Genomic DNA, 16,009 nt, shown 5'->3' on the forward strand with positions numbered 1-16,009 from the left:
CGAGTCGGAGAGGAACAGACTTGAACTAAAGTTCAAGGTAGGGAGAGGTTTGTCGAACCTGCATCAAAATAAATAGCAGTTTTACGGAATAGAATTTACTCCCAGATGCTCACGAATTTCGCTAACTTGTACATCCCAAAGTTGATCCCATTTTTGCGCGATAAACTTGCCTGGAGTGTGAGATCCCAACTTGTAGCCACGAGATATTTCTGTCATTAAATCTTTCAAATTAGTAGGTTGATAAAGGCTAATCATCACCATGCCAAAACTCAAAAGCATGATATTGATGGGAATTGGAGTCTGAGCTAAGAAAAAAGCTTGTAGACCAATTTCACCAATTACATTTGTGTCAAATCCAGCAACTACATGATATATGTCATGGGTGGATCTCCAAAGCATTTTAAGATAGGAAATGTCATCAACAACAGGAACTTTTTTATAAAAGTAGGGATCAAATCCTCTAGCTTTCATTTCTCTGGCATAAACATGACCTAGTGTTCCTTCTGGGAGTTTGGCTAAATCATCTAAATTGAAAGGAGCTGGTAGCCAGCGTTCTGTAAACAAAGCGTTGATTTCAGGGATTTTTTTTAATTCATCAACAGCTAGCTGTGCCATTTCTGTTTGGTCGAGTGCGTCCTCGAAGTCAAATACTCTATCAGTATTACCTTCTCCAATTTTTTGGACACTAGATGCTAGAAATTGAATGTAAGCAAGGAGTCCTTTATCGTTGTTGTAAGTAATTACATTCTCCATAGTAATTCTCTACTTTTAGATAGAATTTTTTTAGTTGAAATCTTAGTCTTCAATATTGGAATATATTTATTCAGGTTTTCATGAATCTTCAGAGGTATTTAGTGATTTTTTTTGCTATAAATATGTTTATTAATAACGCCAACTCAGAAAATATATGAATGATCAACAAATGGAGCAGCAGATTAATATAAAAATCAAGAGCTTCCTGTTAGCTGCAATTACACTATCTCTAAGTATGTGGGATCTGAGCTTTAACTTCGGAGCCTTTAAAGTTATTTTCTTTGATAAAATCTTCTTGATTTGGGTAGCTTCATCAGCAACTCTCCTAGCGTGCCTTTTACTTCCACGCAATCATTCACCAATTAGATGGAAAGGATTACTGTTAATGAGTATCCCTACATTATGGTTTATCCTGCCTTTTATACCTTTCTATGAAGTTTTTACGACGGGTGCTTTGCGAAAGATAGTTAGTCTCAACTTAGGAATTTTTGTTTATCTAATTTGCCTACCTTATACCCTATACATAATTTTTGCGATTATCAATGAAGATATTGTTCAGCTTTCTAAAAAGCTGATTATAAAATTGTTTGCGATTATTTTAATTATTGGCTGTATCGGATATTTCGTTGGCAGCCATAACTATCTATTTTTGTCATGTTTTGACTTTAAAGTGAGTGGCAATGATTTGCCTACGAATTGTCTACAAGAAGGCTATAAACCATTAAGAAGATTTCGATTAAAATTGGATAAAAATTAGAATGTAGATATTTATTAATTGCAGGGGCAAAGCATTTTGGTAAAAGTTTATTCCAAAGCTTTGCCTAAATGCTAGTGTTTGCTTACGCTAAAATCACCATTCCAGAAGGAGGCAAATCAATTCGTACAGTTGCGCGACGGTCGTTATGATGTTGCACAGCTACAGTTTGGTCGCGGGGTGGATGGCGTAAATATGAATCGCTCCAATCGCTTTTGTATAAAAAGGTCATGGTCGAGTCTTGGCGATGTATATAAGTATCTACTGTCACTTCTGCACCGCGATTTTCTAAGCCGTTGGTATTTAGTACCATCAGCACTTCTGTGTCAAATAAAGTCTGTGACCAAGCAACTAATTCACCTTGTCCAGGAATCGAGAAGGGGGAGTTACAAAAAGATGTTTCGCGTAGGTAGTGATGTCCACGGCGCAATGCTTTACCAATTTTATCGTGGCTGTTGCGAATTCGTGCGATCGCAGCTATCCGCAAATAGGTAGGATGGTCGATATCGAAGAAATGACAGTCTGCTGTTTGAAATGCGCCAAAAGCACCGCCAAACATTGCTTCTTTAATATACCTATCTTCCGCAAACCTTCCGCCTTCTATGCTGTAATCGTGATAACCTTCATTCCCATCAAAAGCCTGTTCTGTTCCATAATAAATAGCAGGAATTCCTGGCATAGTTAATTGCACACCAACAGCATGAGCAACTTGCTCATAGAGATTAGGTACATTACTATATGCGGCAAATCGCTGCTTATTAGTTCGGGATGACATCTCATAATCATCCAAGATGGAGACATGATATATCCCAATTTGGCGGTATTCTCCAGCGAGATTGTTTTCGCTATACAAATCGAAAAATTGCTTGGGGTGTACTAACCCTTTGGTGAATGCAGCCAATTCATTAGGGGTTTGTACGCTATCTAATACAGCACTAAGGTTGCGAGCAATAATGTCTATGTAAGCACCAGCCATACTACCGGAGGTTATTTCTCCAGTCAGTAAAAAGTTGTCTTTACCAATAGATTCGGCGTATTCACGAATAGCTGTGCAGAATTTGCGGGAATCTTCTGGAGAAACGTGCTTGAGGCTATCTATCCGCAAGCCATCGCAGTCAGAAAGAGCAATCCAATATTGATAAACTCTGGCTAAAGCTGCAATTACATCATTTCTGTTGAACCAGTTTTCACCACTCTGGTTGTATGTTACATCTAAGATTACATACATTCTGCGATCGTGGGCAGCATCAATTAAATCTCTTAAATCTTGACGGGTGCCAAAGTGCGGGTCAACATCTAAAAATTCTTGAATGCGATCGCTATGGTAAGCTTCTAACTCAGAACGTTGTTGCCAAGGTGGATTAATCCACAGGGTTGTTATTCCCAATCGTTGCAGGTAGTCTAATTTGCTTTTAATTCCTTTAAGATTACCACCAACAAATTTTGTCCCTGCTGCCATCCAGTTGGCTTTATCCTTAACTTGGAATTTTGCAAGATTGGTGTGGTCAAAAAGCTCCCTTTGATTTTCATTATCATCACTGAATCTATCTAATACCAATTGATACAAAAACTGGTCACGCCAACTGATAGGACTCGGATAAACTCTCCCTCGTGGTTTTAGGTCTGTTTCGGAGAGTTGCTGGGGTACCAATTCTTCAACTTTAGCCATGAGGATTTACACAGTGAGAGGAAAATGGAAGTATGCATTTTAGATGTTAGAAAAAACACTTTAAATTTTAATTAACCCGTGGGGGGATTTTGTAAGTTAGTGACTTTCTTTTGTGATGATAGATTTTAGTTTAAACGTAGATGCGCTTCTCTACGAGACGCTACGCGTAGCTTGCTTCCACGTTCGCGTAGCGTCCCGCAGGGAAGTGGTACGCCTGACCGCAGGGTAGGGACGCAAAAAAAGTGTGGAGGAACACAAAAAATACGGAGAGATAATAAATAGAGTTTTTACAAATAGTTTAAAACTGCTATGGAATTAAAATTTTTAATTAGCTTTTTGAGAAATTATCTGATAAAGGTTATCAAACTGAGCTATGAGTGATGGAGGAACAGATGTAAAATGAATATAAAATTTTCCTCTAATTGTCGGTTTTTCTAAGACTTTGGCATAGATATCTTCACTGACTTGTGCTGAGTTTTTAGATATGAAAAGATTTATTTTAAGATTAGTTAGCTTTGGTGGTACTTCATTGGGAATATCTACTTGTAATTCAGCTCCTTTTGCTGATAGTTTGACTAAACGCCCGTAAAAGATCGGATTACCCATTTGCTTTTCATTCAAAATAGTGTATAAAAGCGGAATTTCTTGAGGAACAGGTAAAAATAATTCTTCTTCTTTGGGTAAATAAAGATTGTATCTTCCACCCACACCATATACTTCGTAAATGGTAATTGTCTGGCTCACACCCTTTGGCTGAACTTGCTTTTGTCCGATAATTTTGATGCTTGATCCGACTTCTTTGAAAGTCTGCTCGGAAATGAGAATTTGACCGCCACTAGTATATGACTCAATTCGATAAGTGAGATTTACTTGACTACCGACAATTCCATATTTAGTCCGCTTTTCGGAACCAATATTACCAACTATAACTTCACCTGTATTTATACCAATACCCATTTCTAATGGTGGCCAGCCGAGGGTTTTCATCTTTTCATTAACGCCACCCATTGCTAACTGCATGGCACAGGCACAAGTAACTGCTCTGAGGGCATCATCTTCTTTAGCGATTGGGGCACCAAATAAGACCAGAATACCATCTCCCATAAACTCATCAATTGTGCCTTGGTAATGATTAATCACATCGGCCATATATTCTAAATAGAGGTTGAGAATGTGAATTACCTCTTCTGGTGGAAAGCGTTCTGAGAGAGCGGTGAAGCCTCTTAAGTCAGAGGTGAGGATAGTAATTTTGCGGCGTTCACCACCAAGTTTTAATCCTTCCGGGCTTTCTAACAAGTTAGCAACAACTGTATCACTCAAATATCGTCCAAAAACTTGGCGAATTAATTGGTTTCTTTTTTCTAATTCAGTGTTGGCTTCTGCTAAATCTGTAGTTCGTTCTTTAACCCGATGCTCTAAATTTCTGCTGTTTTCTCGGAGTTTCTCAACAACAAGTGTCAATCCTGAAAGTCCTAAGACTGACATACCGCCTAACATGGCGAAGGTTCCTTGGAGACTTTGATTGGTCTTGGTTACTAAATTATCGAGAGATTGAGATATCTCCCAAGCTCCAGCAACATCTCCTACTTCCCAGTTTCTCTTTGGACTAGTAGCATCTGTGTTATGACAAGTTACACAACTTGCTTTCATGAGGCTAGCTTGTGCATAGCGCAAGGTGGTGTTTCCATTTTTCTTCTCAAGACGATAGAATTTTTGACGAGGGTTTTCTCTCAAGAAGTTTAGTGCATCGCTCTCAAATTCGTCTTTTGCTCCCCCTTTCGTGCGCCAAGGATATGGATAGTTACTATATAGTCTTACAGACATTTCGGCATTTTTTTCACTAATTTGCTCACCTAGTTCGATCGCAAAAGTTGAGGGTAGGGGGATTGCGCCTTTGGTATTGAGGTAAGCGTGGGTAACGGTAATTCCAGGTACAACTTTAGCTCGCTCTGCGGCTGCGGCGCTGTAGAGGTCAAAAGCTTGAGTTAATGATTGAATGTTCAAGGCAGCATTTTGCACTGCTTGGGCTTCAATCAAGCTCGATGAAAGCGTAGACATATTAGAAATTGCGATCGCGATCGCTGCACATAACATCAGCGTGAGTACAAGAGTAATTCTCTGTAACAGTAAACGTGAAAGCGATTGCCAAATTCGATTAATTAATAACTGAATCATTCGAAAAACTGTTTTTTACTAGTTAAAATTTTTGCAAAGCCTAGAAAATATTAAAATAATTCGTAATTTTTAACCCGTAATTAAGTTTTGCAACGGTGAGAAAGACAATATTTACAAAACTTGCTGATGAGAAACCTAGGAACTTAAACCCCAGAATTTGTTAACGTCTTAGTTTATTGCTCAACGGCAAAGCCTTGTGTAAAGAATTTGTAAAATATTGCATATTGTTTTTGCTATTATCTGATAAATGAATTATGCCATTCTAATTATAAAATTTAAAGTGCATTTAACTTTTGTCAATTGCAGCAATGGATATTGATCAAGCACTCGCATTTACAGACGCTCTTGTTTTTGCCAAGTCAAGAGTTCATTTAAGCGATCTCCAACAAGCCATGTTGCGTGAGTCTTGGTCTTTGGAACGCCAAAGTTACGATCGCATTGCCGACATTTATGGGTATTCACCAACTTACTTAAAACATGATGTTGGCCCCAAGCTATGGAAACTCCTTTCAGAAGTGTTAGGAGAAAAAGTTAATAAAACAAGTTTCAGAAGAGCAATCGAGCGGGCGACGGCACAATCAAATCAAGATATTGAAGAAAAAACGCGAGTAAAATTTGCTGATAATCTACTAGTTGCAGAAGTGAAGACTTCCTATCAAGATTGGGGAGATGCTATCGATGTTGATTTTTTCTACGGAAGACAAACAGAACTAGCTCAGTTACAGCAGTGGATTTTGGTTGACCAGTGTCGGCTGGTGGCTGTGTCAGGAATGGGCGGAATGGGAAAGACTTCTCTATCTATCAAGCTGGCGCAACAATTACAGAGTGATTTTAAATGGGTGATTTGGCGGAGTTTGCGAAATGCACCACCAGTACAAGAGATATTAACCGAGTTATTAAAATTATTATCTAATCAGCAAGAAATTGATTATCCAGAAACCGTTGAAGGCAAAATTTCGCGCCTGTTACATTATTTGCGATCGCAGCGTTGTCTGGTAATTTTTGATAACATTGAAACCATCTTACAACATAACGATAAATCTAAATCATCCTATATTGAAGGCTATGAAGCTTATGGCGAAATATTTAGACAAGTTGGAGAAATTCGCCATCAAAGCTGCTTAGTTATAACCAGCCGAGATCAGCCTCCAGAAGTTCGCCTCTTAGAAGGAGCAAGCTTACCCGTTCGGGCTTTTCAATTGGGTGGATTGAAAAAAGCAGAAGTACAAGAACTTTTGCAGTTAAAGGGTAATTTTCAAGGCTCAACAGAAGAATGGAATCGGCTAGTTGAAGGTTATGCCGGAAATCCCTTAGCATTGAAAATTATTGCGACGACAATTCAAAACTTATTTGATGGCAGTATTTCTGATTTCCTCAACCAGCAAGCTTTTGTTTTTGGGAATATTCGCAATCTCATTGAGCAGCAATTTGAACGGCTTTCTGAGCCAGAAAAAACGGTTATTTATTGGCTTTCTATCTATCGCGATTCCGCTTCCTTTTCGGAACTGCGATCGGATATTTTTCCACGTAGATCGCCCCAAGAATTAATTGATATTTTAGAATCACTAGAGCAACGCTCTTTAATTGAGAAGACCAAGCCGACACTGATTGAAAAACATCAGACCCAGTTTTCACTTCAGCCTGTGGTAATGGAATATGCTACTGAGAAATTGGTCGCTCAAGTTTGTCAAGAAATTCTAGCAGGTTTAGAAGCGAATGCCGCTCAAAAAAATTTGCTGTTCAAAACTCATGGATTACTCAAAGCTCAAGCAAAAGATTATGTGCGAGAAACACAAGTTCGTTTCATTCTCAAGCCGATTCTAGAACGCTTATTACTCGATCGCTTATTCATAGAAGCAAACGAAGAACTTGTCATTGAGAACCTGCTCACTCAATGCTTAACTAAGTTACGAGGTACATCATCACTTAAAACTGGGTATGCAGGTGGTAATATTTTAAATTTACTTTGTCAATTGCAATCAACTTTAACTAACTATAATTTTTCAAATTTAACAATTTGGCAAGCCTATTTACAAGATGTAAATTTGCATAATGTTAATTTTGAATATTCTGATTTGAGTCAGTGTGTTTTTGCTGAAATCTTTGGTATGGTGTTTGCTGGCATTGCTTTTAGTCCAGATGGAACATTATTAGCTACAGGAGATGCAGAAGGTGAGCTTCGTTTGTGGCAGGTTGCAACTGGGCAACTGGTTGTGAATTTTGCCGGACATCTGGGTTGGGTTTGGTCGCTTGCTTTTAGTCCAAATGGGCAATTATTAGCAAGTTGTAGTAGTGATAAAACGATTCGGCTGTGGGATGTCAACACTGGTAAATGTTTGAGAACATTGTCAGGGCATACAAGTTCAATTTGGTCAGTTGCCTTTAGTGCTGATGGTCAAATCCTCGCGAGTGGAGGCGATGAACCAACAATAAGATTATGGAATGTCAACACTGGGGACTGTTATAAAATTTTATCGGGTCATACCAATCGAATTCTCTCAGTATCATGGAGTCCAGATGGTCAAACTCTAGCAAGTGGCAGTGCCGATTTCACGATTCGACTTTGGAAAATTAGTGGAGAATGCGATCGCATTTTAGAAGGACATAGCGATCGCATTTGGTCAGTATCATGGAGTCCAGATGGGCAAACCCTAGCCAGTGGTAGCGCCGATTTCACGATTCGACTTTGGGAATTTAGCACTGGAAAGTGCTTCAATATATTACAAGAACATAGCGATCGCATTCGGTCAGTAGCCTTTAGCCCCGATGCCCAAATGCTAGTCAGCGCCAGCGACGATCAAACAGTCAGAATTTGGGAAACTAGTACAGGGCAATGCCTGAACATTTTACCAGGACACACCAATTCTATATTTTCAGTTGCTTTTAACGTAGATGGTCAAACCATTGCCAGTGGTAGCACAGACCAAACTGTAAAGCTATGGGATGTCAGCACAGGTAGATGCTTTAAAACCTTAAAAGGCTATAGTAATTCGGTATTTTCAGTTGCTTTTAATGCAGATGGTCAAATTGCCAGTGGTAGCACAGACCAAACCGTGAGATTATGGGATGTCACTACGGGGATTTGCCTGAAAAAATTCACCGGACATAGTGGCTGGGTAACTTCCGTAGCGTTTCACCCAGATGGAGATTTTCTGGCCAGTAGCAGCGCCGATCGCACCATCCGTATTTGGTCAGTTAGCACTGGGCAATGTCTGCAAACTTTGACAGGTCATATAAATTGGGTGCAATCAGTTGCCTTTAGTCCTGATAGACAAATCTTAGGAAGCGGCAGTGACGACCGAACCATTCGCTTATGGTCTATCAATACAGGAAAATGCCTCAACATCTTGCAAGGTCATTCCAGTTGGATTTGGTGCGTTACCTTTAGCCCCAATGGTGAAATCCTCGCTAGCAGTAGTGAAGATCAAACCATTCGCCTGTGGTCTATTTCCACTGGTGAATGTCTCCAAATCTTAGAAGGACACACTAGTAGAGTCCAGGCGATCGCTTTTAGTCCAGATGGGCAAATCCTCAGTAGCGCTAGTGAAGATGAAACAGTGCGCCTGTGGTCAATTGATACAGGTGAATGTCTCAATATTTTTCAGGGACACAGTAATAGTGTTTGGTCAGTTGCCTTTAGTCCAGAAGGTGATATTTTGGCAAGTAGTAGTTTAGATCAAACAGTGAGAATTTGGGATAGGCATACAGGAGTTTGCCTGAAAGTGCTGCCTGTTCTGCCTCATGCAATGCGATCGGCGATCGCTTATGGCAAATCTACAGAACATTATGCGATCGCTAGTGGCAGCCAAAACGGGACTATTCAGATTTGGGATGCCCAAACGGGTAAATGTTTGAAAATACTGAATCCTGACAGACCTTATCAAGGAACTAATATTACAGGCGTAACAGGAATCACCACAGCTCAAAAAGATGTTCTCAAAGCGTTAGGTGCCTTCGAGATTTAATTCAGGAATTACGCAAACAATAGTCAAAACGGGGCAATTAATTAATGAATTGCCCCGTTTTGCTTGTCCTGACAATTCAGATCGGGAGCATCCACTTTTGGAATAAATTTACTCAAAAATTACCCAAATCAATTCATCTAGTCACGAGCAAAGGTTTTATGCTTAACCTCAGAGCTTTTATCTTTGCTTTTACCTTATATAGGCACTTTTGTAATTAACAAGTTAGGTTATATAATCAATCTGATACATTTCTATAAGAAAGTTATCAAATTACAAAAAACTATTTAAATACATTAGGAGTAGTGAAATAACTTCCCTTTTGAAAAAAATTAACCTTGATTAGTAGGGGTTCAGCGATTAAAAAAGGTAACTTATTCGTGTGGGGTTCCTTAGCAAAAATTTAAAATCATAACTTTGATTAAACCAGAAAGCTAAAATTTGTCAAAATGGCTTGAAGATTGATAAATTTTAAACTTATTGTGTCATCCTCTGATTTTTGAAATCAATTCTTTAATTGCTTTAACCAACAGACTAAACTAATGCGATCACTTTCTCCTGTGGATTTACCTACTTTAGAGCAGATAGTTGAACGTTCTCCTTTAACTGTATTACCTGATACCCCACTTATTGATGCTATTGCTCTAATGAATAGGGTAAACAGCAGTATAGTAGAGTCTAAGTTTGATTTTAGTAGTTGTGTTTTAGTAGTTGAAGAAACAAACTTAGTCGGTATATTAACTCTACGGGATATAATCCGACTGACTGGGATGGGCAAAAATTTATCCAGTGTCAAAATCTCAGAGGTGATGACACAAGCAGTCATCACCCTGAGGTTGTCTCAGGCTCAAAATGCCCTCACAGCTTTATCTTTCATGCGTCAACATTGTATTCGCCATCTACCTGTAGTAGATGATCTTGGACAATTGGTAGGCTTAATTACCCAAGACAGAATTCGTCAGGTTATCCAACCAGTTCACCTGTTGAAATTGCAATGTGTGACGGAAGTAATGGTAACTGAAGTTATTCATGCTCCCTCGACTACATCTGTGCTGGAATTGTCTCAAATTATGAGCGATCGCCAGATCAGTTGTGTGGTAATTGTCGCCCAACAGAAGACGAAATTGATCCCGGTAGGGATGATCACTGAAAAAGATATTATTAAATTCCATTTACAGGGACTAGATATAGCCCAAACCCAGGCGCAAGATGTGATGAGTACCCCTGTATTAAGCATCACTCCCACTGAATGTTTATGGACTGTTCACCAGTTGATGCAAGAGCGAAAGGTGCGGCGATTAACCATAGTTGGAGAACAAAGCGAATTACAAGGACTGGTGACACAAACTAATCTCCTGCAAGTACTTGATCCCCTAAAAATAGACAGGGTAATTCAAGTTTTGCAAGCAAAAGTTGAGGAACAAACAGTTAAACTTAGACAATGCAACCAGCAGTTAGAACAGGAAGTTAAACAACGCCGCCAAGCTCAACAAGAATTAGAGTTACGGGTGGCGGAGCGTACAGCTGAACTACTGCAAGCAAATGTACGTTTGATACGGGAAATTGAGGAGCGCAAACAGACTGAAATAGCACTCCAGCAGCGTGAACATCAGTGGAAAGCTCTTTTTGATCATGCTCTTGATGCGATCGCTATTGCCGATGACGAGGGACGCTATATAGAGGTCAATCCAGCAGCCTCTAAGCTTTTTGGTGTATCTAAGGAAGAACTGTTAGGTTCCACAATCGCGGATTTTGCAGCACCCGAATTTGATTTTACCCAAGCTTGGCAACAGTTCTACGAACAAGGACAAATGTTGGGTGAGTTCACCTTATATTGTCCCGATGGCACAGTGCGAGAAACTGAATTTGCGGCGGTTGCAAATTTTATACCACATCGTCATCTTGCAATACTGCGGGATGTGAGCGATCGCCAAGCCGCGCTACGCGATCATAAACAAGCTGAGGAAACCCTCAGAGAAAGTGAGCAACGGTTACAACTGGCGCTTAGTGTTGGTAACATTGGCCCTTGGGAATGGAATCTGAAAACCAATCAGGTTATCTGGTCTGAGAGTTTGTTTACTTTATTTGGTCTAACTCCTGATACCTTTGATGTCAGCTATGAAAATTTTTTAAATCTCATTGTCCACCCTGAAGACCGCGAATTGCTGCATCAATCAGTTTTGCGAGCAATTGACCAGCAAGTACCCCATAATCTCGAATTCCGGTTTATTTACCCAGATGGTACAGTTGGTTGGTCAGTATGCAAGGGTCAAATATTGTATGATGACATCACCAATGAGCCACTCCAGATGATTGGGGTGAATATAGATATCACCGAGCGCAAACAATCGGAACTTGAAATCCGTAAATTTGTTTCTCTGACCGATAACAGCACGGAATTTATCGGTATGTGTGATATGAATTTTGTGCCATTCTATTTGAACCCGGCGGGTATGCAACTAGTCGGGCTGAATAACACTCAGCAATATAGAGAAACGCCAGTCAGAGAATTTTTCTTTCCCGAAGATCAGGACTTTATCATCAATGAATTTTTCCCGCGTGTTTTGCGTGAGGGACGGGCGGAATTAGAAATTCGTTTCCGTCATTTCCAGACGGGAGAAGCATTATGGATGGTTTACAGCGTTTCTTGCATCAAAGACATGAACGACCAGCTAATTGGTCTAGCAGCCGTCAGCCGTAATATTAGCGATCGCAAGCTGGCCGAACAGAAAATTGCCGAACAAGCAGCTTTAATTGATATCGCTACCGATGCCATTTTTGTCCGCGATTTAGAAAACCGCATTCTGTTCTGGAGTCGAGGTGCTGAAAACTTATACGGTTGGACAGCAGAGGAAAGCATAGGGAAATTAGCCCATGAACTTTTCCAGGTAGAATCCTTGTCTCAACTAGCAGCTGGTTTAAAAACCACTCTCGAACAAGGTTCTTGGCAAGGGGAGTTAGAAAAAACCACCAAAACTGGGAGAAAAATTATCGTTGCTAGTCGGTGGACACTGATACACAATCAATTCGGACAAAGCCAATCTATCCTATCAGTCAATACCGACATCACCGAGAAAAAACAACTAGAGCAACAATTTTACCGCGCTCAACGCTTGGAGAGTGTAGGAATTCTAGCCAGTGGCATTGCTCACGACCTCAACAACGTCTTTGCTCCCATAATCATGATTGCCCAATTGCTGCCTTTGAGATGTAAAAATGTGGATGCGCGGACTCAAGAACTGTTCAAAACACTAGAAAACAGCTCGCAGCGTGGAGCGAACTTAGTTAAACAAATTCTCGCCTTTACCCGTGGTACAGAAGGGAAGCGCATCTTGTTGCAACCTGGGCATTTGCTCCAAGAATTGGTCAAAGTCATCAAACAGACATTTCCTAAATCCATTGAAATTGTTAATGACATTCCCATAAACACATTGTGGATGGTGCAAGCTGATCCCACCCAACTAGAACAGGTATTTATGAACTTGGCAGTCAATGCCCGTGACGCTATGCCCAATGAGGGTATACTCACAATTAATGCCGAAAACCGGATGATTGACGAAACAAACGCCCGAATGCACCTGGACGCGAAAGCAGGAGGCTACATCGTTGTTACCGTCTCAGATACAGGGTCGGGAATCCCTCCAGAATTCTTAGAGCGTATATTTGATCCCTTTTTTACAACTAAAGAAGTTGGTAAAGGTACAGGGCTAGGACTGTCAACAGTTTTAGGTATCGTCAAAAACCACGGTGGTTTTGTGGAAGTATCAACTCAGATAGGTAAAGGGACACAATTTCAGGTATTTTTGCCCAGAGGAGAAGGCAAAGCAACCGAGACAATAACAAAGGCAGAATTACCTAAAGGTAATGGCGAATTGATTTTAGTTGTTGATGATGAAGACTTAGTAAAACAAACTAATCAGGAAACTTTAGAAGATTATAACTACAAAACCCTTGTAGCTAATGATGGCATTGAGGCGATCGCTTTATATGCCCAGTATAAGGAACGAATTAGTGCAGTTTTGCTAGATATGTCCATGCCCAACATGGACGGATTAACAACTATCTCCATCCTGCGAACGTTCAACCCCAATATTAAGATTATTGCCACCAGTGGTTTACCCACTAACGAGCAAAAAGCTATTGCTGTTGGTGCTGATAAGTTTCTTTCTAAGCCTTACACAGCGACAGATTTATTGACTACTTTATCTGTTGTAATCGGGCATTTTGGAGAAATGAGTCTGACAAGTTCATAATTTAAAGCCGACAAACTTACACCCGGAAATTATTTTTCAGTTCCGGGTGTAATTTTTTCATTGTCAAGTCACTCATGACTGTAGGGTAGGGTATGGTATGGTGCGATCGCTTCAGTATTTAGACAGTAAACTTTCAGTTACCCATTTATACCAATTATCTAACCCTACACCAGTAGTTGCAGAAACCTGAAAAATCTGAATTTGGGGATTTACCTGCACAGCATATTCTATGCATTTTTGAGCATCAAAATTTACATAAGGCAACAAATCAATTTTAGTGATAATCATTACATCACTAGCACGGAATATATGCGGGTATTTTAGCGGCTTATCTTCTCCTTCTGTGACGGAGAGAATCACGACTTTTGCATTTTCTCCCAAATCAAATAAGGCTGGACAAACCAAATTTCCCACATTTTCAATCATCACAATTGAGTCCAGGGGCGGATTCAGTTGTTGTAAACCCCTGTCTATCATTGATGCATCTAAATGACAGCCTGTTCCGGTATTTATTTGGATGACTTTAGAGCCTGTTTCTTTAATTTTTTTGGCATCATTAGCAGTTTCTTGGTCGCCTTCAATGACGCTAATAGATAATTGATGTTTTAAATCATTAATGGTTCGCGTTAAAAGAGTTGTTTTACCTGAACCCGGAGAACTCATTAAATTTAAAGCGAGAATATTTCGACCTTTAAACCATCCGCGATTTTGGGCAGCTAGGAAGTTATTCTTTGCCAATATATCCTGTTCTAAGGATATCGTTGTATTGTGTATATTGGCATGAATTTGAGGCGCTTCTATATGAATGTCGTGATTGTGGGAATGCGTGATGACAGTACCATCTGGTAGAGTGTGGGTATGATGATGGTGATTATGTTCCATTTCATCTGTTTCTAAATTGGTAATTTTAGCTTCGCCATCATCAGAACAACCGCAGGTTACACACATAATTCCTCTATTTCTATTTCTTTAATTTTCAGTTCTTCACCAGTAATTAAATCTAATTGAACGCTACCGCAGCTACAGATACCATAAGGTTTATCTAGAACATTCTCTGCACCACATTGCCGACATTTTGCTAAACCGGGAATTTCTAATATTTCTAATATCGCCCCTTCTAAAACTGTACCTTGAGTGCAAATATCAAAACAAAATCGGATAGCATCGGGCATAATGGCTGAAAGTTTGCCAATTTCTAATAAAACTCGCTGCACTTTTGCGCCTTTGGCGTGTTCAGTCACAATTGCCACAATATTTTGGGTAATTCCAAGTTCGTGCATACTATAAAATCTATTAAAAATTAACAAATTCGTGGCAATTGGTCGCCTACCAACATATCAACAATCCTTTCAGCACCAAAAAGTGTTTTTAACAATAAGATACCTGGAGGTGAAGAAATAACTTCGCCAATAATACAAGCATCTTTACCTGCTGGGTGTAATTTCATAGCGGATAACACTTTGCCAGCATTCTCTTTTTGAACCACTACAACTAACTTACCTTCATTAGCTAGATATAATGGGTCTAAACCGAGAATTTCGCAAACTCCGTTGACTTCTTCACGCACTGGGATAGATTCTTCAAAAAGACGAATTCCCACATTAGAACTGAGGGCAAATTCATTTAAAACTGTAGCTAAACCACCGCGTGTTGCATCTCGCATAGCATGAACTTGTGGGCATATATGGAGAATAGTTTCTACTAAACTATGCAACGGCTGACAGTCACTTTCAATATTAGTATCTAAGGCTAATTCCCCACGGGCAATTAAAATTGCTGTCCCATGATTGCCTATTTCACCATTAATTATTATTACATCTCCAGGTTTTATATTGTGGGCGGAAATGTTAACTCCTCGTGGGATGATACCAATGCCAGCAGTATTAATAAAGAGTTTATCGGCAGCACCTCGATGTACAACTTTTGTGTCACCAGTGACAATTTGAACACCAGCTTTTTCTGCGGCTGCTTTCATACTGGTTGCGACGCGGCGTAAGGTTTCGACAGGTAATCCTTCTTCTAAAATTACACTGCAAGTTAGATATAAAGGTTTAGCACCACTGACAGCTAAATCATTAACTGTACCGTTTACGGCTAATTCTCCTATATCACTACCGGGGAAAAATAACGGGTCTACAACATAAGAATCTGTTGTAAATGCGAGTCTGTCTCCTTGTTGCAAGAGACTGGCTAAATTAAAGCTAGCTTGGTCTTCTAATTGGGAAAGAATTAGATTATCAAAATTGCTGACAAAAATATCATCTATTAAATCGCGCATGGCTTTACCGCCGCTACCATGTGCGAGAGTTATATGAGTTTCTTGGACTTTAGTTTGGCGACGACGGACTTTTTCTATTTTTTGGAATAGGGGATTTTGGATTGGGTTTGTGGGGGAAATATTCATATTAAATTTTTTTTAAACGCAAAGGGACGCAGAGGGAAG

General features: G+C 39.8%; 9 protein-coding genes. 3 read left to right on the forward strand and 6 right to left on the reverse strand.

Features of this window, described 5'->3' with window-relative positions:
* Nucleotides 1-81: 81 nt before the first annotated feature.
* Complete coding sequence (locus tag FBB35_RS18065; RefSeq protein ID WP_174710808.1) at nt 82-753, reverse strand: Coq4 family protein; 672 nt, start codon at nt 751-753, stop codon at nt 82-84.
* A gap of 154 nt (nt 754-907) precedes the next feature.
* On the opposite strand from FBB35_RS18065, the gene FBB35_RS18070 reads away from it, so the two are divergent.
* Complete coding sequence (locus FBB35_RS18070; protein WP_174710809.1) at nt 908-1,510, forward strand: hypothetical protein; 603 nt, start codon at nt 908-910, stop codon at nt 1,508-1,510.
* A gap of 82 nt (nt 1,511-1,592) precedes the next feature.
* Here FBB35_RS18070 and FBB35_RS18075 read toward each other — a convergent pair whose 3' ends face one another.
* Both FBB35_RS18075 and FBB35_RS18080 read right to left on the reverse strand, forming a co-directional pair.
* On the reverse strand, nt 1,593-3,176 hold the full coding sequence (locus FBB35_RS18075) for an alpha-amylase family glycosyl hydrolase (RefSeq protein WP_174710810.1): 1,584 nt from the start codon (nt 3,174-3,176) through the stop codon (nt 1,593-1,595).
* Between the two features lie 324 nt (nt 3,177-3,500).
* Nucleotides 3,501-5,351, reverse strand: a complete 1,851-nt coding sequence (locus FBB35_RS18080) for an adenylate/guanylate cyclase domain-containing protein (protein WP_174710811.1) — start codon at nt 5,349-5,351, stop codon at nt 3,501-3,503.
* 308 nt (nt 5,352-5,659) lie between these two features.
* Between FBB35_RS18080 and FBB35_RS18085 the strand changes: the two genes are divergently transcribed.
* On the forward strand, nt 5,660-9,316 hold the full coding sequence (locus FBB35_RS18085) for an NB-ARC domain-containing protein (RefSeq protein ID WP_174710812.1): 3,657 nt from the start codon (nt 5,660-5,662) through the stop codon (nt 9,314-9,316).
* A 539-nt stretch (nt 9,317-9,855) separates the two neighbouring features.
* Nucleotides 9,856-13,566: a PAS domain S-box protein gene (locus tag FBB35_RS18090; RefSeq protein ID WP_174710813.1), complete on the forward strand. Its 3,711-nt coding sequence runs from the start codon at nt 9,856-9,858 to the stop codon at nt 13,564-13,566.
* Between the two features lie 111 nt (nt 13,567-13,677).
* On the opposite strand, the gene hypB is transcribed toward FBB35_RS18090, so the two are convergent.
* The 3 genes from hypB to hypE are packed head-to-tail and all read right to left on the reverse strand — an operon-like array spanning nt 13,678 to nt 15,970.
* Nucleotides 13,678-14,514, reverse strand: coding sequence for a hydrogenase nickel incorporation protein HypB (gene hypB / locus FBB35_RS18095; RefSeq protein WP_174710814.1), 837 nt, complete (start codon nt 14,512-14,514; stop codon nt 13,678-13,680).
* Nucleotides 14,505-14,846 (reverse strand): hydrogenase maturation nickel metallochaperone HypA, encoded by a 342-nt coding sequence (gene hypA, locus FBB35_RS18100; RefSeq protein ID WP_174710815.1) that lies wholly within the window; start codon nt 14,844-14,846, stop codon nt 14,505-14,507. The genes hypB and hypA overlap by 10 nt, the downstream gene beginning before the upstream one ends.
* 20 nt (nt 14,847-14,866) lie before the next feature.
* Nucleotides 14,867-15,970 carry a hydrogenase expression/formation protein HypE gene (gene hypE, locus FBB35_RS18105; protein WP_174710816.1) on the reverse strand — a complete coding sequence of 368 codons (1,104 nt, stop codon included), beginning with the start codon at nt 15,968-15,970 and terminating at the stop codon, nt 14,867-14,869.
* Nucleotides 15,971-16,009: the final 39 nt, after the last annotated feature.

Origin of the sequence: Nostoc sp. TCL240-02 (assembly GCF_013343235.1) — a bacterium.
In the GTDB taxonomy this organism is placed as follows: Bacteria; Cyanobacteriota; Cyanobacteriia; order Cyanobacteriales; family Nostocaceae; genus Nostoc.

What these genes read in the sequence shown, in the direction of transcription:
- hypE (WP_174710816.1), bottom strand. Translation starts at nt 15,970, where the DNA reads ATGAATATTTCCCCCACAAACCCAATCCAAAATCCCCTATTCCAAAAA.
- hypA (WP_174710815.1), bottom strand. Translation starts at nt 14,846, where the DNA reads ATGCACGAACTTGGAATTACCCAAAATATTGTGGCAATTGTGACTGAA.
- FBB35_RS18085 (WP_174710812.1), top strand. Translation starts at nt 5,660, where the DNA reads ATGGATATTGATCAAGCACTCGCATTTACAGACGCTCTTGTTTTTGCC.
- FBB35_RS18075 (WP_174710810.1), bottom strand. Translation starts at nt 3,176, where the DNA reads ATGGCTAAAGTTGAAGAATTGGTACCCCAGCAACTCTCCGAAACAGAC.
- hypB (WP_174710814.1), bottom strand. Translation starts at nt 14,514, where the DNA reads ATGTGTGTAACCTGCGGTTGTTCTGATGATGGCGAAGCTAAAATTACC.
- FBB35_RS18080 (WP_174710811.1), bottom strand. Translation starts at nt 5,351, where the DNA reads ATGATTCAGTTATTAATTAATCGAATTTGGCAATCGCTTTCACGTTTA.
- FBB35_RS18070 (WP_174710809.1), top strand. Translation starts at nt 908, where the DNA reads ATGAATGATCAACAAATGGAGCAGCAGATTAATATAAAAATCAAGAGC.
- FBB35_RS18065 (WP_174710808.1), bottom strand. Translation starts at nt 753, where the DNA reads ATGGAGAATGTAATTACTTACAACAACGATAAAGGACTCCTTGCTTAC.
- FBB35_RS18090 (WP_174710813.1), top strand. Translation starts at nt 9,856, where the DNA reads ATGCGATCACTTTCTCCTGTGGATTTACCTACTTTAGAGCAGATAGTT.